Origin of the sequence: Pseudonocardia sp. Ae150A_Ps1 (assembly GCF_001932315.1) — a bacterium.
Lineage (GTDB): Bacteria > Actinomycetota > Actinomycetes > Mycobacteriales > Pseudonocardiaceae > Pseudonocardia.
Genome location: NZ_MCIJ01000001.1, coordinates 5,364,216 through 5,388,770, shown reverse-complemented (window position 1 = coordinate 5,388,770; position 24,555 = coordinate 5,364,216). Strand labels below are relative to the sequence as shown.

Sequence of the window (24,555 nt, the reverse complement as noted above, 5' to 3'; positions counted from 1 at the left end):
CCGGGTGCGTCGCCGGGCCGCGTGGCTAGGCCCGGACCGGGTCCCCGCTCGCGTCCGGCCCCGGCACGGCCCCGTCCAGCTCGGCGAGCAGCGCGTCGAGGGCCCGCGCACCGCGGGCCGCGACATCGTGCGGGGGCTGCGCCCGGATCTCCGGGTTGAAGATCTCCAGCGACAGCGGGCCGCGGTAGCCCGCCGCCCACAGCGCCCGCAGCGGTGTGCGCAGGTCGAACTCGCCGTCGCCGGGCAGGCACCGGTGGTTGCGGCTCCACTGCTTGAGATCCATCGACAGCATCGGCGCGTCGGCCACCTGGGCCAGGCTGATCTTGTCCATCGGGACGCCGTCCAGGGCCCCGGCGTCCTCGCCGCGGCTGATCATGTGGAAGGTGTCGACGGTGACCGTCAGGGCCGGGTGACCGGCGCGGCGGACCACGTCCCAGGCATCGGCGAAACGGCCGACGTGGGTGCCCCAGGCCAGCGCCTCGTAGGTCACCGACATGCCGCGCTCGGCGGCGGCGTCGGCGAGCGCGGACAGCTGCCGGGCCGACAGGTCGCGGTCCGGGTCGGCGTCGTCGTCGGTGTTGGACACGACCAGGATGGAGCCGGTGCCCAGCCCGGCCATGACGTCGAGCTCGCCACGGAAGCGCGCCAGCACGTCGGTGAACTCGGCCGCGCTGACCCCCTCGGCACGCCGGAACGGCTGGTAGGCGTCGATGGTCAGTCCCAGGTCGGCACAGCGGGCGGCCACCTCGGACGCGGACAGCGACGAGTCGCGCAGGTCCGCGTCGAGCAGCTCGATGCCGTCGAACCCGGCCGCGGCGACGGCGTCCAGCTTGTCGGTGAGCGAACCGCCCAGCGACACCGTCGCGATGCAGGTGCGCAGCGAGGGCGGTTCCGCCGCGCCGGGCTGCAGCTCGCGCACGACCTCGATCCACCGCTCCAGGCGACGGTCCTCGGCCAGCGCGATGAAGCTGATCCCGGGCACTCCCGCCCGGCGCCACCGGTCGACCAGCTCCATCGTGCGCACGGAGTCCATCCCCTGGTCGCGAAGGTCCAGCTGGTGGTCCAGCTCCGCGGGTTGCAGGAACAGCGCCTCCGCGACGTCCGCGGTCACATCGGCGGCGGTGAGACTCATCGTTTCCTCTCCTCGTGCGTGGTCCCCGCGGTGCCGCCCTCGAGCAGCCCGGTCAGGTGGTCGGCCCAGCGCGGCAGGCCGCGGTCCGGGTCGATGATCGAGTGGTGGTCCTCGCCGTCGACGTACTCGGTGCGGGCCCCGGGCAGGTGCGCGCCCCACGCGGCGATCCCGGTGCCCGCGGCGCGGTCGGCCTCGACCGGCGCACCCGCCGCGACGAGCAGCGCCGGGGCGTCGAGCTCGCCGACGGTCCGCTCGGCCATGTGCCGCTCGCAGCGCAGGCCGGCGACCGCGAACGCGGTGAGCGCCTCGGCGGAGAGCTCGGCGCTCACCTCGGGCCCGAGCAGCGCGCGCAGCTCGGCGGAGTTGACGTCGAGGAACTCCCGTTGCCGCTGCTCGTCCTCGGCGACCGGCACCCCCGGGCGAGGCAGGACGTCGCCCGGCTCCGGTGCGTGATCCGGCCCCGTCGGGGTGGTGTCGACGATCGTGACCGACCCGATCCGCTCCCCGCGGCCGACGAGCTCCCGCCCGACGGCGACCACGATGTGGCCGCCGAACGACCAGCCCAGCAGGTCGTAGGGGCCGTGCGGCTGCACCCGCTGGACGGCGTCGGCGTAGACCGTGGCCAGCTCGGCCATCGAGCCGAACTCGGCGCCGAGCCCGGCGTGCGCCGGGTCCTGCAGCCCGACCAGGCCGACACCGTCAGGCAGGTACCTGCCCAGCGCGGAGTAGAGCGAGGCGTGCCCGTAGCGGGCGTGTGCGCAGAACAGATGCCGACCTGCCGCCGCGGCCCGCAGCGGGACCAGGACAGCGCCGGCCACGTCGCCGGCCACGTCCTCGGAGGTGGACGGCGCGGACCGGTCGTCGGCCACCGCGGCGAGGGTGCCGAGCACCTGCGCGGCGAAGACGTCGGACACCAGCAGCTCCGAGCCGAGTCGCTCGTTGAGCCGGGCGACCAGTCGCATGGCCAGCAGAGAGTTGCCGCCGACGTCGAAGAAGTTCGCCGACACCGACACCTCCCGGGTGCCGAGCAGCTCGGCGACCGCACCGGCGACCACCACCTCGGTCCCGGAGGCCGGTGCCACGTACTCCGCGGCCGCGGACTCGATCACCGGCAGCGCCTTGGTCTCGATCTTGCCGTTCACGGTCAGCGGCAGATCGTCGAGAGCGGCGAGCCCGGCCGGGACCATGTAGTCCGGGAGCAGGGTGCGCGCGCGGGCCCGGACGGCGTCGAGGTCCACGGTGCCGGGCCCGTCCGCCGCGGGGACCAGGTAGCCGTAGAGCTGCAGCGCGCCCCGGGCGTCCGCCCTGGCGATCACCGCAGCCCTGGCGACCTGCGGGTCCCCGGCCAGAGTGTCGGCGACCTCGCTCGGCTCGATCCGGTAGCCACGGATCTTCACCTGGTCGTCGGCACGACCGAGGTAGTCGATCGTCCCGTCGGGTGTCCAGCGGGCCAGGTCCCCGGTGCGGTACATCCGGGTCCCGGGTTCCCACGGGCAGGCGACGAACCGTTCCGCGGTGCGCCCGGGCTGGGCCCAGTATCCGCGGGCGGTCCCGGCGCCGGCGAGGTACAGCTCCCCCGGTACACCCGGCAGCGCGGGCTGGAGGTTGTCGTCGAGGATGTAGGCCCGCGAGTTGAAGATCGGCCGGCCGACGCTGGAGGTCGCCGTGTCGGCCAGGTCCGCGCCGAGCGCGTTGATCGTGTACTCGGTGGGGCCGTACAGGTTGTAGGACTCCACCCCCGGCGCCTCACGCAGCTGCCGCCACAGCGTGTCCGGCACGGCCTCGCCACCCAGCGACACGAACACCACCCCGGGCGCGTCCGCGGCGACCGATCGACCGGCAGGCCGGTCCCGGTCGAGCAGACCCTGGTCCACCAGCACCTGCCCGTAGGACGGCGTGACGTCGAACCCGTCGATCCGGGCGTCGTCGTAGTGCGCCAGCAGCTGCTGTGGCTCGCGCCGCAGCTCCTCGTCGATCACGTGCACCTCGTGCCCGTTGAGCAGCCAGAACAGCTGCTCCCATGACGCGTCGAAGGAGAACGACGTGGTGTGGGCGATCTTCATCCGGCGCCCGCCCTGGTGCGCGACGACCCGGTCGAAGATCTCCTCGACATGGTTGGCGTACATGTTGGTCAGGCCGCGGTAGCCCACCGCGACACCCTTGGGCAGCCCGGTCGAGCCCGAGGTGAAGATGATGTAGGCGAGGTGGTCGGGGTCGATCGGGCCGCCGCGCTCGGCGTCGGTGACCGGGCCCTGGCCGGCGGCGGCGATCTCCGCGCGCAGCACGGGTTCGTCGAGGTCGAGCACCTGCCCGGCGGCGGTGCCGGGCAGGCGTGCCGCATCGCGGCCGGTCACCAGTGTCACGGTGGGCCGGGCGATGTCGCACATCGTCGCGATCCGTTCGTCCGGGTGCTCGGCATCGATCGGCACGTAGGCGGCGCCGACCGCGAAGACCGCGAACATCGCGATCACCATGCGCTCGTCGCGGGGCAGCAGCAGCGCCACCCGGTGCTCGGGCCGCACGCCGCGGGCCAGCAGCACCCGCGCGTACCGGTGCACCTCGGCGGAGAACCCGTCGAAGGTGTAGCTGCGGTCCCCGGCGACCAGCGCGGTCTCCTGCGGTGAGCGGGCCACCTGGGCACGCAGCAGGTCGGCAACCGTCACCTCGGGGACGGCCCGGGTGACACCGGCCGGCGACGGAGCGTCCTCGCCGGGCAGGTAGCCCGGGATCCGCCCCAGTGCGGTGTCCGGACCGGCCGCGAGCGCGCGCAGTACGTGCAGGTAGCGCTCGGTCAGCCGCTCGGCGGCGGCCTCGTCGAGTGCGTCGCGCCGGTAGGACAGCCGGACGTGCACGGTCGCGGCGCCGTCGTGCTCCCACGGGTTCACCGCCACGGTGACCGGGTAGTGGGTGGCGTCGTTCACCGTCCCGCCGGTCACCCGCAGCCCGCCGACCGGCGTCGTCTCCGGCTCGAACGGGTCGAAGGGCAGGTTCTGGACGACGAACAGGGTGTCGAACAGGGCACCCAGCCCGGCCGCGTTCTGGATCCGGGTCAGCTCGACGTCCGGGTGGTCGAGCACCTCGAGCTGCTCGGACCGGACCCGGGCCAGCAGCTGGGTGACGGTCTCGTCCGGGCGGGCGCGGACCCGCATCGGCAGTGTGTTGAACAGCAGCCCGATCATCCGGTCCGAACCGGGCAGCTCCGGTGGCCGCCCGGAGACGGTGTTGCCGAACACGACATCACCGCGGCCGGTGACCCGGCCCAGGGTCACCGCCCACGCGGTCTGCAGCAGCGTGCCCACGGTGACCCCGGCCCTGCGGGCGGCCGCGTACACGGTCGCGGCCTCGGCCGGGCTCAGATCCCGGTGCAGGTCCCCGGTCTCGACCCGGGTCAGACCCAGGTCACCGCCCTCGGGCCAGAGCAGGGTCGGCTCGGTGACCTCCGCGAGGTAGCCCGCCCACGCGCGGTCGCCCGCCGCGGCGTCGCGGGTCTCGAGCCAATCCAGGTAGGACTCGAACGACACGGGCCGGACCCGGTCGAGCAGTCCGGGATCGGCGTAGGCGTCGACGATCTCGCCGAGCAGCGCGTTGATCGACCAGCCGTCCATCAGGATGTGCTCGAAGGTCATCGCGAACGTCCAGGCCCCCGGCCCGTGCTCGAGCAGGGTGAACCGGATCAGCGGCCCGGTCGCGAAGTCGAACGGCTCCTGGCGTTCGGCCTCCAGGAACTCCGCACGCCCGGGGCCGCCCGGCGGGTCGAGCCGGACGACCCGGAACGGGACCTCGGAGCGCTGCGGGATCACCTGGACCTCGGTGTCGCGCAGCGTCACGAACGCGGCCCGCAGGTTCGGGTACCGCTCCAGCACCCGGCGAGTGGTGGACTCCAGGTGCGCCGGGTCGACCTCGCCCTCGATCTCGCGCAGGATCTGCGACACGTAGGCATTGTGATCGCCGGTCTCGCGGGCCCGCACCATGTGGTAGAGCAGTCCGCTCTGCAGCGACGACAACGGCAGTAACCTGCTGTCCTCGCCGTGCTCGGCCCGTATCCGCCGCGCATCGGCCCGGGAGACCCGGGCACGGTCGGCCCGGCGCAGCCTCGGCCGCACCCCCGTGTGCGTCCCCCGTGCGGTGTCGTCGGGCCACTCCAGACGCACCGCGACGGTGGACCGGTAGCTCTCCACGAGCTCGCCGGCGAGGCCGGCCAGCAGCGCGGCCGCATCCGGGCCGGTGGGAGTCCCGGTCAGCTCGCCGGTGCCGTCGTCGCGTACCTCGAGCGCGAGCATCCCGGCCCCGGAGACGACGTGGCGCAGGTACTCGGCGGCCGCCCGCCAGGACGTCGTCTCGTCCGGGGTGAAGCCGGGCAGCGGGATCCTCGCCCCCGGCCCGTCCGGTGCGGCACCGAGGTCCGCGGGGTCGGTGACGGCCCGGACCAGCTCGACCAGGTGCCGCAGCGGTAGCTGCGGATACCGGGCCCCCAGGACCAGGAACCGGCGCACCCCGGCGAGCAGCCGGGCACCGGTGTCGGCGGTGAACAGCTCGCGGGTGGCGTTGAGCTGCAGGTCCAGCGCGCCGTCCGGACGCCGGACGATCGCGTAGACCAGGTCGAACAGCGCGGGCCGGTCGCCGGTGGCCTCGGCCACCGCCGCAGGGTCCGGGACCAGACGCCCGGCCACGGGGTCGCGGGCGGTGTCGTCCAGGAATGCGGCCATCACCTGGAACAGCGGGCTGACGCCGGGGATCCGCGGCGGTCCGAGGGCCTCCACGACGCTGTCGAACGGCGCCGTCTTGTGCTCGCCCGCGTCGACCACCCGGTCCCGGACACCGGACAGCAGCGTGCCGAAGCCGACCGTCTCGTCGATCTCGGCGCGGACGACGACGGTGTTGACGAAGTACCCGACGGCGTCGTCGAGCTCCGGCTGGTCGCGCAGCTCGACCGGGGTGCCGACCGGCACCGTGTTCCCGGCGCCCTCGGTCCACAGACCCAGCGCCAGTGCTGTGATCAGCCCCTGCAGCGGGGTCGCCCGTCGCTCGGCCAGCAGCCGCTCGACGGCCGCCGAGTCGGCGGCCGGCAGCGGGTCGCGGACGGTGCGCACGGTGCGCGAGGTGGTCTCCGACCGGGGCCGGTCGAGCGGCAGCGGGGTCTCGGCCGGCAGGTCGGCGAGCGCCTTCTCCCAGAACGTCAGCTCGCCCCGGAAACGCGAGTCCGGGTCGTCCCGGTCGCCGAGCGTGCTGCGCTGCCAGACCGCGAACTCCGCGGACTGCACGAGCAGCCGCGGCAGCGCGGCCGCGGTGCCGGACAGCTCGGCGTCATAGAGCACGTCGAGGTCGCGGACCAGCGGCCGGACCGAACCCTCGTCGATGACGATGTGGTGGCCGTGCACGACGAGCAGGTCGTCGCCGCCGGTACGCAGCAGGGTGAACCCGGCACCGCCGTCGGCTGCCAGGTCGCATCGCTGCGCCAGCAGCGCACCGATCCGGGCCGGTACCGCGTCCGCCGCGACGGTCTCGACCGCCAGGACCGGCGCGTCGTCCGGGGGCCGGACGAGCTGGGTCAGCTCGCCGTCCGGTCCGGCGACGAACGCCGTGCGCAGGATCTCGTGCCGCTCGGTGAACCGGGCCACCGCGCGGTGCAGGGCGGCGGGGTCGGCGCCGCCGGGAATCCGCAGGACGATCCCGACCTGGTAGGCCGGTCCCATCCCGAGCTCGTCGAGCAGCCACAGCGCCTGCTGGCCGTAGGACGCCGGGACGGGATCGGGGCGGACCACCTCGGTGATCGGCGACAGCGGCGAGCCGTCGTGCCGGGCCACCCCGGTGACGGCCTCGGCCAGTCCGGCGATCGTCGGGGTACCGAACACGTGCCGCAGCCGCAGGGCGGACGCGAAGGTGGTGTTGATGCGGGTGAGCAGCCGGGCTGCGAGCAGTGAGTCCCCGCCGAGACGGAAGAAGTCCGCATCGACCGCGAGAGCCGCACGCGGACCGGCGCCTCCGTCGAGCCGCAGGACCTCTCGGAAGTGCTCGGCCAGCGCCCGCTCGGTCGCGGTCTCCGGGCTGTGCCCACCGGCCCCCGCCCTCTCGGTGAGGTCCGGCGCGGGCAGCGCCCTGCGGTCGATCTTGCCGTTCGGGGTGAGGGGGAACTCCGCCAGCGTCGTCACCGCCGCGGGCACCATGTACTCCGGCAGCCTCGACGCCACGAACTCGCGCAGCTCCACGGCGAGGCCGGGACCGGGACCACCGGCGGTGACCCAGGCGAGCAGCTGCGGCCCGCCGGTGGGTCGCTCCGCCGCGAGGACGACGGCGCCGGTCACCGCCGGGTGCTCCCGCAGCACACCGCGGACCTGTTCCGGCTCGACCCGGTGTCCGCGGATCGTGACCTGGTCGTCGGCACGGCCGAGGAACTCCAGCTCGCCGCCGGCAGTCCAACGGGCCAGGTCCCCGGTGCGGTAGAGCCGGGAGCCGGGGTGGCCGAACGGGTCTGCCACGAACCGCTCGGCGGTGAGCCCCGGCAGCGCGAGGTAACCGTCGGCGAGCTGCCCGCCGCCGACGTAGAGCTCCCCGGCGACACCGGCGGGCACCGGTCGCAGCCACCGGTCCAGCACACGTGCGGAGCTCCCGGGCTGCGGGCGGCCGATCGCCACCCGCCGGTCCGGATCCCCGGTGTCGACGCGTGCGGCGGTGGCGTCCCCGGTGACCTCGGTGGACCCGTAGAAGTTGTGCAGGACGGCGTGCGGGGCGGCACGGCGCATGGCGTCCCGGCCGGCCGCCGTCAGCGGCTCCCCGGACGACACCCAGTGCCGCAACGAGCCGAACCCCGGTCCGCTGCCGGTGCGGGAGTCGGCGAGGGTGTCGGCGAGGCCGGGCACGGTCAGCAGATGGGTGATGTGGTGCTCGCGTATCAGCTCGGCCAGTGCGCCCGCGTCGCGCGCCGTCCCGTCGCCGACCACCACGACGGCGGCCCCCGCGGTCAGTGGCCCGAACAGCTCGGTCACCGCGTCGACGAAGCCGGCGCCGCTCTTGGCCAGGCACACGGCGGTGCCGTCGAGTTCCAGCAGCGCATTGCCCCAGCGGAGTCGGTCGGCGACCGCGCCGTGCGGGAGCCCGACGCCCTTGGCCTCCCCGGTCGTGCCCGACGTGAAGATCACCTGGGCGGTGTCGCGCGGGGTCACCGGCCGGGCCGGGCCCGACCACCGGGCCGCCTCGGCGGCGGGCTCGTCGACCAGCAGCAGCCGATCCGCGGGAAGGTCGTGCGCGGCGGCCGTGGCCCGGTCGGTGACCACCAGGGCCGGAGTGGCCGTGGTGAGGATCCGGGCGACGTGCGCCGCCGGATGGGCCGGGTCGACGGGCACGTAGGCCGCGCCGGCGCGCAGCAGCCCGGCGAGCACGGCGACCTGGTCGGCGCTGCGCGGCAGGAGGACGGCGACCCGGTCCCCCACCGTGACACCCCGCGCCGCGACCCGGGCGGCGAACGCGTCGATCCGGGCGTCCAGCTCGGCGAAGGTCCACCGGATCCCCGCGGTCGCATCGAGCACCGCCGGAGCGTCCGGGGTGGACCGGACCTGCTCGCGCAGCAGCCCGTCCACCGTGGCGGCCGGCGCGTCGACATCCGGGCCCAGCGACCAGGTCTCCACCTCGGACGACGACGCCGCCGGCAGCACGTCCAGCCGCGCCACCGCCCGCCCCGGGTCCGTCGCGACGACCTCCAGCACCCGGGTGAACACCGCGACGAACCGCTCCACCGTCGCCCGGTCGAACAGATCGGTCGCCGCCGAGACGAAGCCCTCGACCCCGTCCGCGCCATCGATCAGGTAGATGTCGAGATCGGTCTTGACCGCGCCGAGCTCGGCCGGTTCGCGCCGGGCCCGGACACCGGGCAGCGCCAGGGGCTCCTGCTCGGTGCCGCTGCGCTGCAGGTGGGTGAGCATGACCTGATAGAGCGGCGTGCGGTCGGCCGCGCGCTGCGCCCCGATCGCGGTGACGATCTGGTCGAACGGGGCTGCCTGGTGGGCGAACCCGTCGAGCACCGTCTCCCGCGCCCGGGCCAGCACGTCGGCGACGGTGTCGGCGGCACCGATCCGGTGCCGGACCGGCACGATGTTGGCGAAGTAGCCGACGTCGTCGGCGACGCCGTCGGCGGTGCGGCCGCCGACCGGGGACCCGACGACGACATCGTCCCCGCCACCGAGTGCGGACACCGCGAGCGCCACGGCGGCCTGCGCGAGCATGAAGGGGGTCAGTCCCCGCGCGCGGGCGGTCTCGTGCAGGCCCGTGACGAGCGACGGCTCCAGGGCGAACGGCACGTCCTGTCCGCGGTGCGTCGGCGCTGCCGGTCGGGCCCGGTCCGGGCTGATCGTCGACTCGTCCGGCGCGCCGTCCAGCGCGTCGCGCCAGTACCGCAGGTGCCCGGCCAGAACCGAGCCCTCGTCGTCGGGATCGCCGAGTGCGGCGAGCTCGGCGAGGGTGTGGTCGGCGTACTGCACCGGCAGCGGCGCCCACCCGGGCTCCGCACCGGCGACCCGCGCCCGGTAGGCCGCCGAGAGGTCCGCCAGCAACGACGGCAACGACCACTCGTCCACCGCGTGGTGATGCACCGCCAGCACCAGCCGCCACTCCGGGTCCGCACCGGCACCGGTCCGCAGCACCACCGCCCGCACCGGGAGATCCGCGCCCAGGTCGAACCGGGCTCGCACCACCGCGGCCACCCGGTCCTCGACGACCGCCCGGGACGCCCCCACGTGATCCTCGACAGCGACCCTCACCCGGTCCGCCGTCTCGGCCGGATCCACGATCACCTGCAGCAGCTGGTCGTCGTGTTCCTGCAGCAGGGTGCGCAGCGGTTCGTGCCGGGTCACGACGTCGCGCAGCGCGGATTCCAGCGCGTCCTCGTCGAGCGCACCGGTCAGCCGCACGACGGTCGGAACGGCGTATCGCCCGCCGGGTCCGCCGAGCTGCTCGACGAGCCAGAGGGCCCGCTGCCCCGCCGACGCCGGGATCCGGTCCGGGCGCGGTGCGTGCACCGGCGCAGCCGGAGCCGTGGCGGGCAGCTCGCCGAGCAGGTCCGCGAGCCCGGCCACGGTGGGCCGGTCGAACACATCGCGCAGGCTGATCCGGACGCCGGCCGCGGCACCCACTCGCGCCACCACACGTGTCGCGAGCAGCGAGTGCCCGCCGAGGGCGAAGAAGTCGTCGTCGACGCCCAGCTCAGTGTCGACGGGCAACCCGAGCACCTCGCGGAACGCGGCGGCGAGCGCGAGCTCGGTGCGGGTGCTGGGCGCGCGGCCGGTGGCCGCGGTCAGGCCGGTGGGCTCGGGCAGGGCCCTGCGGTCGATCTTCCCGTTGGGGGTGACCGGGAACGCCTCGAGCACCTCGATCGCGGCGGGGACCATGTGGCCCGGCAGCAGCGCGGCGAGGTGCTCCCGCAGCTCGTCGGGGTCCCCGGCGGCGCCGTCCGCCGTGCCCACCGTCGTCACGTAGCCGACCAGCCGGGTCCCGGCCACCGGGTGCTCGTGGGCGACCACGATCGCCCGGGTCACCGACGGGTGGCGCTCCAGCGCGCTCACGACCTCACCGGGCTCGACCCGGTGCCCGCGGATCTTGATCTGATCGTCGGCCCGGCCGAGGTAGTGCAGCACGCCGAACCGGTCGTGCGAGACCAGGTCGCCGGTTCGGTAGAGGCGCTCCCCCACCGCTGACCCGGGGTCGGCGACGAACCGCTCCGCTGTCAGCCCCGGCCGACCGGCGTAGCCCTCGGCGAGCTGCGTCCCACCGAGATAGAGCTCGCCGGGCACTCCCGGGCCGACCTCGCGCAGCCACGAGTCGAGCACCCGGGCGCGGGTGTTGGCCATCGGGATCCCGATCGGCACCACCGCGCCGGCCGGTACCGCGGTGGGATCGACCTCGTGATGGGTGATCTCGCCGGTCTCGGTGGGCCCGTACACGTTGAGGACGGTGCCGCCGGTGATCGTGCTCAGCGCTGCGGACAGGGTGGTCGGGAAGGCCTCGCCCGCGACCATCGTCGTGGTCACCGACGGCAGCGCTGCGCTGCCGGCCCGGACGAACTCCTCGCCCATCGAGGGCACGAAGTTGATCCGGTTCACGCCGTGGCGGCGGACCGCGTCGTGCAGGTACTCGGGGTCACCGTGCCGCTCGTCGGCAGCGACGACGAGCGTCCCGCCCTCGGTGAGCGGGGCGAACACCTCCGGCGCGGACACGTCGAACGACACCGGGGTCTTCATCAGCACGGTCTCGCCGTCCGCGAGCGGGTAGCGGGACCGGCCCCAGGCCAGCCGGCTGACCAGCGCCCGGTGCGGGACCACGACGCCCTTGGGGCGCCCGGTCGTGCCGGAGGTGAAGATGACATAGACGGGGTCGTCCGCTGTCGGGGCCCGGGACAGCTCCGGCGGTGTGGCGCGACCGCGGTGCAGCGCGGCGGCGACCGTGGCGTCGTCGAGCAGCAGGACGTCCGGGCCCACACGGTCCGCACCGTCGGAGTCGGTGATCGTCAGTCGCGGCCCGCCGTCGGCGACGATCGCCGCGATCCGTCCGGCGGGCAGCGCCGGGTCGACAGGTAGGTAGCCGGCACCGGCGCGCAGCACCGCGGCGAGCGCCACGACGAGGTCGGGGCACCGCGGCAGCAGGACCCCCACCCGGTCCCCGGCCCGCACCCCGCGCTCGACGAGCAGCGCGGCCAGCGCATTCACCCGGGCGTCGAGATCGGCGAAGGTCCAGCGCGTCCCGTCGGTGTCCCCGACGACGGCGATCCGGTCGGCCGACCGGGCGGCCTCGGCCCGCACGAGGTCGTCGACGGTGGTCGCGGGCAGCGCGAGCTCGGTGCCCTCGATGCTCGCGGTACCGGTCGCCGGTGCAACGGGTGCGTCGACGGCCAGGACCCGGTCGAGCTCGGCCAGGGTGACCTCGGTGCCGAGCTCGAGCGCGGTGTCCAGGAACGCGGCGAACCGCCCGGCCCAGGACTCCAGAGGCTGCCCGGCGTAGGACGGCTCGCGGCCGCGCGGGTCGAGCCGGAAACCGTGCACCGGGTCGTTGTAGACCGACAGGTCGAGCCGCCCGACCGGGCCCGGGTTGACGGTCTGCTCGATCCCCGGCGTACCCGCGAAGTCGACCTCGTAGTCGAGGACCTTGACGTTGGCGACCGGCAGCGCGAAGTAGTCGGCCTCGCCGCCGGGCCACAGCCGGGCCAGCTGCGAGTCCTCGATCCCCTGATACTTCTCGACGCCCCGGATCTGCGCCGAGGTCGCCCGGAGAACGTCGGTCATCGGCATCGCGGGCGTGATGCCGACGACGACGGGGAAGATCCGCGACGCCATCGACGGGGTGCGCAGCAGCACCGACCCGCCGCGCAGCATGAACGGCATCCGGACCGCGATCCGGTCGGAGTGTCGGCTGCGGGCGGTGAACAGCCCCCACAGCGCGACCATCGTGTCCGGCCAGGACAGCCGGGCGGTACGGGCGTAGGCCACCAGCCGGTCCCGGACATCCGCGGCCAGGGGGACCGTCGCGGTGTGCGGCTGGAACGAGAACGCGTCGGCGAGATCTCCCGCGTCGCCGCGTGGGTCGACGTCGACGTCGAGCAGTGTGCGCCAGTGGATCTCGCCGTCCGTGTCCGGCACGCCGCCGTCGCCGACCGCGTCGGCGAGGCGACCGAACCACGGTTCCTGCGCAGTGCCCTGGGTATGCGACGCGGTGTAGTGCTCGGCCACCCGCCGGACGAACAGCGCCACCCCGTAGGCGTCGAGCACCAGGTGGTGATGGGTGAACGCCCACGCCCAGCCGCCCGCGGCGCGCCGCACCAGCATCGACGACGGCGCGTACAGCGCCTCCCCGGTCGCGCCCGACCGGTAGTCCACCCGGACGCGTTCGATGATCGCGGCATCGTCGAGTGGTTCGGCGCGCACCTCGGTGGGCACCGACACCGTGTCGTCGACCCACTGCATCGGGACACCGCCGGACTCCTCGAACCGGACGCGCAGCGCCTCGGTCTCAGCGACGGTGGCGTCGATCGCGGCGACGAACCGGTCGGGGTCGACCGGTGCGGACAACCAGATGATCTGGCCGACGCGGTAGACGGTCGAATCCGCGAACAGCTGCTGCGCGGACCAGACCCCGCGCTGCGCCACGGACAACGGCAGGCGCACCGGAGGCGTCACCTTCACTCCTTCTTCGCTCGCTGAGCCCGCTTGCTGACCTTGCCGGCCACCGTGCTCGGGAACGTCTCGACGACCTCGACGAGGTCGGGGAGCTTGTAGGCCGCCAGCCCGCGCTCCCGCAGGAACGACCGGGTCCCGGCGACGGTGAGCACCGACCGGTCGATCCCCTGGCGCGGCACGAGGTAGGCCTTCGTGCGCTCGCCCAGCGCGTCGTCCGGGACCCCGACGACGGAGGCGTCGTGCACCGCCGGGTGGGCGAGGAGGTGGTTCTCGACCTCCTCGGGCGCGACCTTCTCCCCGCCCCGGTTGATCTGGTCCTTCGCCCGACCCACCACCGTGAGGTAGCCGCGGTCGTCCTGTTCGACGAGATCGCCGACGCGGTAGAAGCCGTCCGCCGTGAAGACCTGCGCGTCGTGGGCGGGAGTGCGGTAGTAGCCGCGCACGGTGGCCGGGCCGCGGGTCAGCAGGTGCCCGGGGCTGCCCGGGGGCACCGGCCGGTCCTCGTCGTCCACGACCAGGATCTCGTCGGCCTCGGAGGTCGGCCTGCCCTGCCGGGTGGTGATCGTCTCCTCGTCGGCGTCGAGATCGGTGAACGTGTGCAACCCCTCGGCCATGCCGTAGCTCTGTTGCAGCGTCGCACCCAGCTCCGCCCGGATGCGCCGGGCCGCCTCGGCGCCGAACTTCGCGCCGCCGACCCGGACGACCTGCAGGCTGGACAGGTCCGCCTCCGGCCGCAGCGACGAGTTCAGCCACAACAGGGCCAGCGGCGGGACCAGCGCGGTCTCGGTCACCCCGTGCCGGGCGACCAGCGCGAACGCCGTGTCCGGGCTCGGGTCGGAAGCCACGACGACGGTGGCGCCGACGTGCAGGGCCCCCAGGAACCCCGGGGAGCGCATCGCGAAGCTGTGCGGCATCGGCAGCACGACCAGCTGGACCGACGACGCGGTGGTCCCGCCCACGCGCACCGCCTGCCGCATCGACCCGAGATACCCCTCGTGGGTGTGTGGGATGAGCTTCGATGTCCCGGTCGTACCACCGGAGAGCTGCAGGAACGCGACGTCTCCCGGTAGGCAGCGACGCTCGCGGGGCAGCGGGTCGTGAGCCAGCAGCGTCTCGAGGGCCGCGCCCCCACCGGACCGGTCCAGGACGACGGTGTGTTCCACGGTCGGCGAGGACTCCGCGATCTGCGCCGCCAGCGCGCCCAGGTCGACACCGTCGTGCCGGTCCACGGTCACATAGGCACGCGCCTCGGCCAGGTCGGCGAAGTGCGCGATCTCGCTGCGCTCGTGTGCGGCGAGCGCCAGCACCGGGATCGCGCCGAGCTCGAACAGCCCGAACAGCCCGAACACCAGCGGAACGAACTCCCCGACGTTGGGCAACTGGACGACGACGCGGTCGCCGCGCCCGATCCCCAGGTCGCGGAATCCGGCGGCCAGCCGCAGCACCCGCTCGCCGAGCTCGGCGTAGCTCAACCGCGTGTCCCCGGCGATGATCGCGACGTCGTCGGGCACCCGGTCGACGGTCTCGAACAACATCTCGGAGAACGTCTGGTCGATCCAGTAGCCGTCCCGCCGGTAGCGGGCGGCGATCTCCTCGGGGTATCCGACGACGCCGTCGAGGACGAGCGGCTCGGGCCCGGGCACCGCGGGGTTCACGAGACCCGGGAATCGAACTGGTCGGTCGCCCCGGGCACCGGTTCACCCGGGTCCTCGCCGAGCTTGACGATGCGGTTCTCGGCGTCGACGTGGACGACGCGCGGGTCGTGCCCGGCGAGTTCGGCGTCCTCGGCGAGCAGGTACGAGATGATGATGACGAGGTCGCCGGGGCGGACCAGGTGGGCGGCGGCACCGTTGATACAGATGACGCCCGAATCGGGATCGCCCAGGATCACGTACGTCTCGAGTCGCGCGCCGTTGGTGATGTCGACGACCTGCACCTTCTCGCCCTCGACCAGTCCGGCGGCGGCGGCCAGCGTGGAGTCGAGCGTCAGCGAACCGACGTAGTGCAGGTCGGCCTGGGTCACGGTCGCGCGGTGGATCTTTCCACCGAGGACGGTGCGAAGCATCGGGTTCCTCCCGGGATCGGCGATCAGAGCGACGTTGGGGACGTGTCCCGCGGACCGGTCGCGGCGGGCCCGGTCACGGACTCGCGGTGTCGGCGCGGTCCCGCAGCGATCGCGGGCGCAGGTCGGTCCAGGTCCGTTCGATCCAGTCGAGAACCTCCTGGCGCGGTCTGCCCGCGGGTTCGCCGTGGGCGACGGTCCACCCGCTCGGCACCACCTGGAACGTCGGCCACAGCGAGTACTGACCCTCGCGATTGACCAGTGCGTAGAAGCTTCCGTCGGCGTCGTCGAACGGGTTCGTGGCCATCGCATCCGTCTTCGTCGGGGTTGCGTCCCGCCGGTCGTGGCACGGTCGACGCGGTGGTCGATGCCGGTGCGGGATCCGAGAACGAACAGTAGATCTTGACTATTAGTTTAGGCTAGCTTTACTCGTGTAGGTAGAGTCACCGCTTTGTCCGCTTCGTCGACAATGTCCGCTTTGGTTAGCCTGCCCTTTTCCCTGGACGGCTGCCAGACGTCCACACCGACCATCGCGATGGATGACATGACGACTTCCCAGGCAGCTCGTGCGCGGTGACCGCCTCGCCGACCCGGCGGACCTCGGCCGCGGCCGGCTCACCCGCCGGTTTCCGGTGTTCCTGCAGGTCCCGCCGGACCCACTCGCGGTGGATCCGTTCACCGTCGACGGGCGGATCAGCGCGCGGCGGTTCACCGCCCGGGTCGCCACCTCGTCGCCGAGGCTGACGGTCCCGGCTGCGGGGCTCGCCGTCGTCCAGCACACCTGCACCGCGTTGGTACCGGTGATCATGGGGCTGGCGATCGACCGGGCGCTGCAGAGCGGCGACTTCGTCCAGCTGACCGGATGGCTGCTACTTCTCGGGGCGAACTTCGTGTTCCTGGCCGTGGGCACACGGTTCAGCGCGCAGCTCGCCGCACGAGCAGTCCAGATGGTCGAGCACCGGCTGCGCAGCACCCTGTCCGGCACGGTCCTCCACCCGCCCGACGGACGAGTACGACAGGCCGACGGATCACTCCTGTCCACCACGACCAACGACGTCACCCGCCTCGCGACAGCGGTGAACCTGGGTGTCTACCCGGTCGGCGAGCTGGCCGGGATCGCGTTCATCGCGGTGGCACTGCTGATGATCCACTGGCCGATCGGGACCGTGGTGCTGCTGGGCGCACCGGTCGTGGTCTGGCTGATGGGCGCACTGAGCGGGCCGTTCGCACGGACTGCGCGGCACGCCCAGGCACTTCTCGCCGACGCTGTCGGCCGGGCCACCGACCTCGTCACCGGCTACCGGGTCATCAAGGGCATCCGAGCCGAGGACGAGGCGACCCGCCGCTACCGCCGGGAGAGCCGGACCGCCCTCGACGGCGCGTACCGCAACACCGACGCCCTCGGCCGCTACCTCGCCGGAAGCAACACGATCGGCGGCGTGTTCGTCGCCGCAGTCGCCGGGCTGGCGGGCTGGTTCGCGGTCACCGGGGCGATCACCATCGGCGAGCTCATCGCGGTCGCGGGGCTCACCCAGGCACTCCTGCCGCCGCTCAACATGCTGACCGCCAACGCGGGCGCCGTGTGGGCGGCAGCGGTGGGCTCCGGCGCACGGGTGCTGGACCTGCTGCTCAGCGCCCCGGGAACCGGCGACCACTCGGTGCGGACACCTGCCCCGGCACCCGCACACCTGCCGACCCTGGAGATCAGCATCGACGGGCACGCCCCGGTCCGCCTCGCCCCGGGGGACCTGCTCGGGCTGCACACCGACGAGCGGACCGCCACCGGGATCGTCCAGGCGCTGACCTCTCCCCGCGACGGTGACGGCGCCACGACGGTCCTGGTCGACGGCGACCCGGCAGGGCGACTGGATCCGGCGGGCTACCGGGAGGTGGTCCTCGTCGCGCCACACGAGGCGAGCCTGTTCAGCGGGACCGTCGCCGACAACCTGGACCTGCCCGGCGTCCCGGCGGAGCGCCGGACCGGGGCACTGTGGGCCGCCGCCTGCGAGGACTTCACCCTCGGCGCCGACCACGGCCTCAGCACCGAGGTCGGCGAGAACGGCAACCGCCTCTCCGGCGGTCAGCGCCAGCGCCTGGCCCTGGCCAGGGCCTACACCCGCGACCCCGCCGTGCTGGTCCTGCACGAACCGGCGGCCGCGGTCGACTCGGTGACCGGCACTGCGATCGCCCAGCGGCTGCGCGCAGCGCGCGCGGGCCGGTCGACCCTGGTGATCACCACCTCGCCGGTACTGCTCGAGGGCTGCGACCGGGTCGTCGAGCTGGGCCGCCGGTCGTCCACGCCAGGGCTCCGGTGACCCGGTGACGACCACAGCGGACCGCGCGACGGCGGACCCGACGGCGGTCGGGGGCCTGCCCGTCGCCACCGGCAGCGAGACATGGCGTGAGCTCGTGCGGGCGAGCCGCGGGCACCGGCTCCGGCTCCTCGCCGTCGTGCTGTGCGGGCTCGGCAGCGCCGCGCTCGAGCTCGCCATGCCGGTGGTACTCGGCCGCCTCATCAACTCCGTCGCCGCCGGGACCGCCGACGCGGCCCCTGTCGGGTGGAGCATCGCCGCGATGGTGGGTGCGACCACGACCGGTGCGGCAGGAGCCGCTGTCACCGCCGTGCTGGCGGGTCGGTTGTACCAGACGATGCTGGCCGAGCTCCGCGAACGGCTGGTGGCCAACGCGATGCGGTTGCCACAGAGCGTCGTGGAACGGTCCGGGACCGGTGACCTGATCGCCCGCGCGAGACGACGTCGCGCAGATCGCCGGGTCCGCGCAACGGGTGATCCCCGCGCTCACCTCGGCGGCGTTCACCATCGTGGTCGCGCTGGCCGGCCTGACCGCGCTGGACTGGAGGTACGGGCTCGCGCTGACACTGACACTGCCGGTGTACCTGGTCGCTCTGCGCTGGTACCTCGCCACCGCGCCGAGGATCTACGCGGCACAGCGAGCCGCGGCGGGTGCACGCGCCCAGCAGATACTGGAGTCGCTGCACGGATTCCAGACCGTGCAGGCCTACGGACTCGGCCCGCACCGCCACGACCGGGTGATCGAGGCATCGTGGACGATGCTGCGCCACACCATGCGTGCCCGCACCGTGCAGAACATGTTCGTCGGACGGCTGAACCTGGCCGAGTACCTGGGCCTGTCCGCAATCCTGATCACCGGCTGCCTGCTGATCGGAGCCGGGACCTCGACCGTCGGCACCGCGACCACAGCGATGCTGTTCTTCCTGCGACTGTTCGCTCCGATCACCCTGCTGCTGATGGTGATCGATGTCCTGCAGGCGGCCATCGCCGCGCTGAACCGGATCGTCGGCGTGATCACGGTGCCCGCGCACGACGGACCGGCCGGGCCGCCGACCGCGACGTCGGCGGACACCGCGGTGGCCAGGCTGCACGGCGTCAGCTTCGGCTACCCCGGTGGACCACGGGTGCTGCACGGGATCGACCTCACCGTGGGGCCCGGCGAACGGGTCGCGCTGGTCGGCGCGTCCGGCGCAGGGAAGACCACGGTCGCGAGCCTGCTCGCCGGGATCCACCGACCCGACCACGGCACCGTCACCCGACCTGATCACACGATCCTGATCACCCAGGACGCCCACGTCTTCGCCGGCACCCTGCGGGAGAACCTGGCCCTGGCAGCACCAGACGCAGACGACGCCCGGATCGTCGCCGCACTGGACGCGACCGGCGCGGCGGGGTTGCTCGATCTGCTGCCCGACGGTCTGGACACGACCCTGGGAGCGGCCGGGCACACGCTGACCTCGGCGCAGTCCCAGCAGGTCGCGCTGACGAGGGCGCTGCTCGCCGACCCCGAACTGGCGATCTTCGACGAGGCGACCGCGGAGGCCGGGTCGAGCAAGGCCGAGCTGCTCGACCGCTGCTCGGAGGCTGCGCTGCGAGGACGGGCAGGACTGGTGATCGCGCACCGGCTCTCACAGGCCGCGACCTGCGACCGGATCGTCGTCATGGACGGCGGGCGAGTCGTACAGGTCGGCACCCACGCCGAACTGACCACAGTGGATGGACTGTACGCGCAGCTGTGGCACTCCTGGAGCGGCGGCGATCCGGTGATCGCAGACGAGCGGTGAGCCCGCCACCGGCCACCGGGTCGCCTCGCCCGGACCCGACCCCCTCGCCGGGCGAACGGACCCGATGTGCGGATCGCAGCAACCACTCTGCGGCGACACCATCGACTCACCGGCCGACCGCGCTCGGAGTCTCCGGAGAGGCCTCCGGCGACCGGTTCACCGCGATCATCACACCGTGGAGACGTTGACGGATGGAACTCAGACAGCTGAGGCACTTCGTCGAAGCGGCACGGTTGTCGCACTTCACCAGAGCCGCCGAACGACTGAACGTCGCACAGCCTGCGCTGTCCCAACAGGTCAGCGCGCTCGAGCGCGAACTCGGAGTGGACCTCTTCGAACGCCACGGAAGACGCGTCGTGCTCGCGGCCGCCGGTGAGCGTCTCCTCGCCCGCGCCGAGGTCATCCTCGCCGAGGTCGAACGCGCACGAATCGCGGTCCAGGACGAACCGGACGCCCCGAGTGGCACCACCGTCGTCGGCGCTCTGAACTCGCTCGTGACCACGCTGCTCACCCGCGAGCTACCCCGGTTCCACCACTGTTTTCCCCAGGTGGATGTCGCCATCCACGAGGCGACGCCGGTAGAGATGTTGCGCAGTCTGCGCGAGGGCACCATCGACCTCGCCCTCAGCGACGATCGACTCGGCGACGGCTCGACCGCGCTGGAACGGCGACCACTCTTCGTCGAGGAGCTCGTCGTCGCCGTACCCACCGGGCATCGGCTGACCCGCCACGATCGGCTCGACCCGAAGGACCTCGTCGGCGAACGGTTCGTCAGCTATCCCCGTGGGTCGGTCGTCCGCGAGGTCCTCGTCTCACTCCTGCGAGCCGAAGAGCACGAGGCTCACATCCTCCATGAGTGCAGCACCCCCGAGAAGCTCGTGGCGAGCAATCTCGGCGTGGCACTCGTTCCACGCATGACAGCCGAAGCAGCAGTCGGGAATGTCATCGTCAGAAGGCTGCGCCGGCCGCCTTCCCGAACGATCGGCTTGTTCACGGTCCGTGGGCGTCACCTCTCCGACGCCGCCGGCGCCTTCGTGAATCACGACTGGACACAGGGTCGAGCCGAGAACGGCGCCTGAAGGTGGACCCGGTCGCACCACACCGGCGGCACCATGTGCACTGCGGGTCAGAGTCGATCACACGTGAGTGGGCCCGGCGTCGGCCTGGTGGACGATCCGAGTCGCCCGCGACCCTGCAGTCGCCTCATCGTCCCGGTCCCGGGTCGGCTGTGGCGAACCACCAGGTGAAGGTGTCCCAAGTGCTCCAGTCCGGCGGGGTCCGGCCGAGCGCACGCGCCCAGTCCGCGACGTCCCGGGCGGTCGCCGACCATCCCGCGCCGGCGAACCACTGCTGCGGCGGCAGCTGCGGGCCCGCCTGCACGAATGCGGCGATCATGTCCCGGGTCGCCGCCCCGCCGTCGATGTCGTCGAGCGCTCCGGCCAGGTCCCCCTGCGGGTACTCGGTCGCGAAGGCCGAACCCGGCGCGCTCAGCGCCCCGACCGCGGCGAGCAGGGCGGCGCAGTCCTCCGGTGCGAGATAGAACAGCAGGCCCTCGGCCAGCCAGAGTGCGGGCAGGTCCCGGTCGTACCCGGCAGCCTGCAGCGCGTCCGGCCAGTCGCCGTCGCGCAGGTCGGTGGGCACCGGCACCGCGTACGTGGTGGGCGTGAGATTCCGGCTCTCGGCCAGCAGCCGCTTCGCCCGCAGGACCTCAGGTGCGTCGATCTCGAAGATCGTGGCGTCCGGCAGCCGCATCCGGTGGGCCCGGCCGTCGAGTCCCGCGCCGAGCACGACGATCTGCCGGACCCCCTCGTCGACGGCGGAGTGCACCCGCTCGTCGAAGTACCGGGTCCGCATCGCGACGTAGTCGCGCAGGGCGTCGGCGAGCACCGAGGGCGAGCCGTCCGCGGCGCGCCACAACCGGGATACGGGTGCGTCGCCGACCGCCGCCGTCACCGCCTCGGCGATCGGGTCGGACTCGATCAGACGGTCGGGGTGCCCGAGGCCCGCGGCGCGCAGGGCCGCGATGAACACCGCCGTGTTCCCCACCCCGGACACAGCGCTCAGCACATCGTCGGACATGGTCATGCGTCGGTCCTCTCGTCCTGCATCGGATGGCCCGTGCCCGGGCGCGACCGCGGGAGGACGCGCCGCAGGCAGGCGAGGCCGAGCCCCGCGACGATCACCATGATCGCCCACGAGCAGAGTGTGAACAGGTGGGCCTGCTCCGGGGTCGGCGAGGGCAGCCGCCCAGCGGCGAGCAGCTGGTACTGCCAGACCTGCGCGGTGCGGAACCAGACGACGACGGCCGCGATCCCGCCGGAGAGGTTCCAGACGGCGTGCAGCAGCGACACCACCAGGTACCAGCCGACCACCGGGCCGGTCACCCGCAGCCGTCCTGCCGCACGGGCGGCGGCGAACAGCGTCGCCCCGAGGACCGCGGTCCACAGCCCGTGACCGACCGGGGCGAGCAGGCCGCGAAGGATCTCGGTCTCGACGAGGGCACGCAGGTCCAGGCCGCCCAGGCCGAGCGCGGCGTTGAACGCGTACCCCGCGGACTCGAACGCGGCGAAGCCGAGCCCGACCGCCGCGCCGAACACCGCACCGTCGCGGACCGTGTAGCCGGAGAGCCGCCGGGCGAGCAGCCAGACCGCGCCGAGCTTCATCAGCTCCTCGATCAGCCCCACCCCGAGCATGCCGAGTACCGGTCCGCCGCCCTGGAGCAACCGGGTCTCCAGCAGCGAGGCGCCCAGGATCCCCAGTACGCCGCCGACGACGAAGGCGAGCACGACGTCGCGCACGGCCACGTGCTCGGTGCCCGAGTCGACCGCCCACAGGACGAAGGCCACCGGCACCAGGAAGGAGCCGAGCAGGATGACGGTCGGGATCAGCGTGGGGTTCTGCGTGGTCCAGGTGACCACCACCGTGGCGACCCAGAGCGCGAGTCCCCCGAGCAGCACCCGCAGCGCCGTGCGGTGCGCTCCCCGGCGCAGCAGGTCGCCGCCGATCACGCCCCGGTCCCCCGGCCCGCGGACATCGTCGACTCGAACGCGAAGATCCCCTTCGCCATCAGGGAGCCCTCGGCCTCACTGCAGGTCGCGTACACCGCAGCTCGTGCCCGCTGCACGCCCGCGTCGTCGGGCGCGGCACCGGCGGCCCACTCCACCAGCTGACGGGCCAGGCGCAGGTCCCCTGCGGCCACGCTCTCCTCGGCCCGCTCCACCAGGACCGCGGCCCCGCCGGCGAGCCTGGCCACCTCGGCGGCGACGGTCGCGTCCGCGGCGGGCTTGAGCCGGGCCGGGTTGCCGTCGTACCAGCCGCCGTAGAGCCGCCAGATGTTGCGCACGACGAACTCGGGCTCGTCGTAGAGCGGCTGGAGGAAGGGCTTGGCCAGCGTCACCTCCGGCACGGAGACGGTGTGCAGGACGGTGTCGAGCGGAGCGCCGGCGTTCATCAGCTCCAGGGTCTGGGCCACGAGCGCGTCCAGGACGTCGGCTGTCTCGCCGAGCACCGCGGCGATCCGGTCCCGTCCGCCGATCGGCAGGCCGTGCGCCGGGAGCAGCAGCTCCGGTTCCTCGGCCACGATCGCCCGCAGCGCGGTGGCCCACTCGTCGGGGTAGCGCTGCACCTTCTGCGGGTTGCCCGCGTTCGGGAAGTTCCAGATGAGCAGGTCGCCCGTGCTGACCGCACGCTTTCCGGGAAGCCAGGACCAGAGGTGGTCGTCGGTCTCGCCCCGCGCGTGCCGGAACCCGATGTCGAGCCCGCCGACCGAGAGGTCGAGCGCGTCACCGACGAGGGTGTCGGGCAGGGCCACGTCGGAGGGCACGAACTCCCTCGGCGCGGCGTCGAACGACGGCCGCAGCTCGTCCGAACCCGTCCCGCCCGTCCGGCCCGGGTCCATCAGCCAGCCGAACTGGCGCATGTTGATCAGCATGTTGTACCCGGCGGTGCCCCGGTAGCGGGACAGCCGGCCCGGCACGTTCTCGTGCGCGATCACGCGCGGCGCCGGGTGGCCGCGGCGGGCGGCGTCGGCGAGGACCGCACCGCTCCCGCCGACGTGGTCGAGGTGCCCGTGGGTGTAGACGAGGGTGTGCACCGGCTCGTCGCTCCACCGGCGGACGGCGTCGACGACCTCGGCGCCGGTACCGGCGCCGCTCGCGTCGAACAGCACCAGCCCCTCGTCCGTGCGGACGACGACGCAGTGCGAGAAGGACTCGACGACGGCGACGTCCTCGGCGACCTCGGACAGCTCCTGGTTCGTGCGGTTCACGGCGACGTCGCACACACCGGTGTCGATGATCCGGGCGGACAGGTCGAGCAGGTCGGTCATGGCTCCTCCGCTCTCTCGGCTGATTCACCTGTAACGATACCGAGTAGTATTCGATACTTCATGGTACTGAACAGGTCGCGCCGGTCCGCCACCGCCGGTGTCGTGTGGGCCGTGAGTGGACGTGGAGGCACGGACGTGGTGAACGCGGGCCCGGTCCCCCGGGTGAAGCGGGACGAGGTGCGCAGCCGGCTGCTCGACGCCGCCGCCGAGGTGTTCGCGCAGCGCGGCTACGCGGCGGCCCGCCTCGACGAGATCGCCCGCGCGGCGGGATTCACCAAGGGGGCGGTGTACTCGAACTTCGCGAGCAAGCACGCCCTGCTGGCCGAGCTGATCGAGCAGCGCGTCAGTGCCCACCTCGCGACGAGCGCCGCGGAGCTGCAGGCACGGGACCGGCCCGGCCGGGCGCTGGAGGACATCGCCGAGGTGTTCGCCGACGGGATCGTCGCCGGCCCCACCTGGGCCCGGCTGCTGGTCGAGATCGCCCAGCAGGCGGCGTACGACCCGGAGGTGCGGGCGGTCTACACCGAGGTCCGGCGGAGCCTGCGCGACGAGCTGGCCGCGGCGCTGGAGCGGGCCTGCGACCGGCTCGGCCGCACCCCGGCCGTCCCGCCCGCGCAGCTCGCCCTGACCATGCAGTCGCTGCGGCTCGGCCTGGTGCTCGAGTACGGCACCGACCCGGAGCAGGTCGACCGGGACACCGTGGTCGCCGTGTTCACCGACGCCCTGCACGCCCTCGTCCGCTGAGGACGGGCGGCGCGCCCCGGGGACCACAGCCGGGGCGAA

General features: G+C 73.4%; 12 protein-coding genes and 1 pseudogene. 5 read left to right on the top strand and 8 right to left on the bottom strand.

What is annotated here, in order from left to right:
• Positions 1-25: 25 nt before the first annotated feature.
• The 5 genes from Ae150APs1_RS25330 to Ae150APs1_RS25310 all read right to left on the bottom strand — a co-directional run bounded on the left by Ae150APs1_RS25330 (position 26) and on the right by Ae150APs1_RS25310 (position 15,656).
• Positions 26-1,132, bottom strand: a complete 1,107-nt coding sequence (locus Ae150APs1_RS25330) for a TIM barrel protein (protein ID WP_249266476.1) — start codon at positions 1,130-1,132, stop codon at positions 26-28.
• A complete protein-coding gene (locus tag Ae150APs1_RS25325; RefSeq protein ID WP_075300746.1) occupies positions 1,129-13,287 on the bottom strand; it encodes a non-ribosomal peptide synthetase in 12,159 nt (4,052 codons plus the stop codon). The genes Ae150APs1_RS25330 and Ae150APs1_RS25325 overlap by 4 nt, the downstream gene beginning before the upstream one ends.
• Positions 13,288-13,289: 2 nt before the next feature.
• Complete coding sequence (locus Ae150APs1_RS25320; protein WP_249266475.1) at positions 13,290-14,930, bottom strand: AMP-binding protein; 1,641 nt, start codon at positions 14,928-14,930, stop codon at positions 13,290-13,292.
• An 8-nt stretch (positions 14,931-14,938) separates the two neighbouring features.
• Positions 14,939-15,352, bottom strand: coding sequence for an aspartate 1-decarboxylase (gene panD, locus Ae150APs1_RS25315; RefSeq protein WP_075300742.1), 414 nt, complete (start codon positions 15,350-15,352; stop codon positions 14,939-14,941).
• 73 nt (positions 15,353-15,425) lie between these two features.
• On the bottom strand, positions 15,426-15,656 hold the full coding sequence (locus Ae150APs1_RS25310) for an MbtH family protein (RefSeq protein ID WP_010227755.1): 231 nt from the start codon (positions 15,654-15,656) through the stop codon (positions 15,426-15,428).
• A 259-nt stretch (positions 15,657-15,915) separates the two neighbouring features.
• On the opposite strand from Ae150APs1_RS25310, the gene Ae150APs1_RS25305 reads away from it, so the two are divergent.
• The 4 genes and pseudogenes from Ae150APs1_RS25305 (at position 15,916) to Ae150APs1_RS25295 (ending at position 20,524) form a co-directional block, all read left to right on the top strand.
• The gene (locus Ae150APs1_RS25305; protein ID WP_139317059.1) at positions 15,916-17,664 is read left to right on the top strand and encodes an ABC transporter ATP-binding protein; all 1,749 of its coding nucleotides are present in this window, start codon (positions 15,916-15,918) and stop codon (positions 17,662-17,664) included.
• Between the two features lie 175 nt (positions 17,665-17,839).
• Positions 17,840-18,034, top strand: a pseudogene (locus Ae150APs1_RS34430) (ABC transporter ATP-binding protein); the annotation flags it as partial.
• Between the two features lie 100 nt (positions 18,035-18,134).
• Positions 18,135-19,445: an ABC transporter ATP-binding protein gene (locus tag Ae150APs1_RS34425; RefSeq protein WP_212567258.1), complete on the top strand. Its 1,311-nt coding sequence runs from the start codon at positions 18,135-18,137 to the stop codon at positions 19,443-19,445.
• A gap of 191 nt (positions 19,446-19,636) precedes the next feature.
• The gene (locus Ae150APs1_RS25295; protein WP_075300740.1) at positions 19,637-20,524 is read left to right on the top strand and encodes a LysR family transcriptional regulator; all 888 of its coding nucleotides are present in this window, start codon (positions 19,637-19,639) and stop codon (positions 20,522-20,524) included.
• Between the two features lie 124 nt (positions 20,525-20,648).
• On the opposite strand, the gene Ae150APs1_RS25290 is transcribed toward Ae150APs1_RS25295, so the two are convergent.
• Genes Ae150APs1_RS25290 through Ae150APs1_RS25280 form a run of 3 tightly spaced genes read right to left on the bottom strand, consistent with a single transcriptional unit; the run spans position 20,649 to position 23,772 of the window.
• A complete protein-coding gene (locus tag Ae150APs1_RS25290) occupies positions 20,649-21,530 on the bottom strand; it encodes an SAM-dependent methyltransferase (protein WP_010227746.1) in 882 nt (293 codons plus the stop codon).
• Positions 21,527-22,453, bottom strand: coding sequence for a PrsW family glutamic-type intramembrane protease (locus Ae150APs1_RS25285; protein ID WP_075300738.1), 927 nt, complete (start codon positions 22,451-22,453; stop codon positions 21,527-21,529). Before Ae150APs1_RS25285 ends, Ae150APs1_RS25290 begins: the two co-directional genes overlap by 4 nt.
• The gene (locus Ae150APs1_RS25280; RefSeq protein ID WP_075300736.1) at positions 22,450-23,772 is read right to left on the bottom strand and encodes an alkyl sulfatase dimerization domain-containing protein; all 1,323 of its coding nucleotides are present in this window, start codon (positions 23,770-23,772) and stop codon (positions 22,450-22,452) included. Before Ae150APs1_RS25280 ends, Ae150APs1_RS25285 begins: the two co-directional genes overlap by 4 nt.
• 111 nt (positions 23,773-23,883) lie before the next feature.
• On the opposite strand from Ae150APs1_RS25280, the gene Ae150APs1_RS25275 reads away from it, so the two are divergent.
• Complete coding sequence (locus Ae150APs1_RS25275) at positions 23,884-24,516, top strand: TetR/AcrR family transcriptional regulator (protein WP_249266474.1); 633 nt, start codon at positions 23,884-23,886, stop codon at positions 24,514-24,516.
• Positions 24,517-24,555 lie beyond the last annotated feature (39 nt).

Bases quoted from the DNA above. Each gene is read 5' to 3' on its own strand.
- Ae150APs1_RS25295 (WP_075300740.1), top strand. From the start codon at position 19,637: ATGGAACTCAGACAGCTGAGGCACTTCGTCGAAGCGGCACGGTTGTCG.
- Ae150APs1_RS25310 (WP_010227755.1), bottom strand. From the start codon at position 15,656: ATGGCCACGAACCCGTTCGACGACGCCGACGGAAGCTTCTACGCACTG.
- Ae150APs1_RS25330 (WP_249266476.1), bottom strand. From the start codon at position 1,132: ATGAGTCTCACCGCCGCCGATGTGACCGCGGACGTCGCGGAGGCGCTG.
- panD (WP_075300742.1), bottom strand. From the start codon at position 15,352: ATGCTTCGCACCGTCCTCGGTGGAAAGATCCACCGCGCGACCGTGACC.
- Ae150APs1_RS25280 (WP_075300736.1), bottom strand. From the start codon at position 23,772: ATGACCGACCTGCTCGACCTGTCCGCCCGGATCATCGACACCGGTGTG.
- Ae150APs1_RS25290 (WP_010227746.1), bottom strand. From the start codon at position 21,530: ATGACCATGTCCGACGATGTGCTGAGCGCTGTGTCCGGGGTGGGGAAC.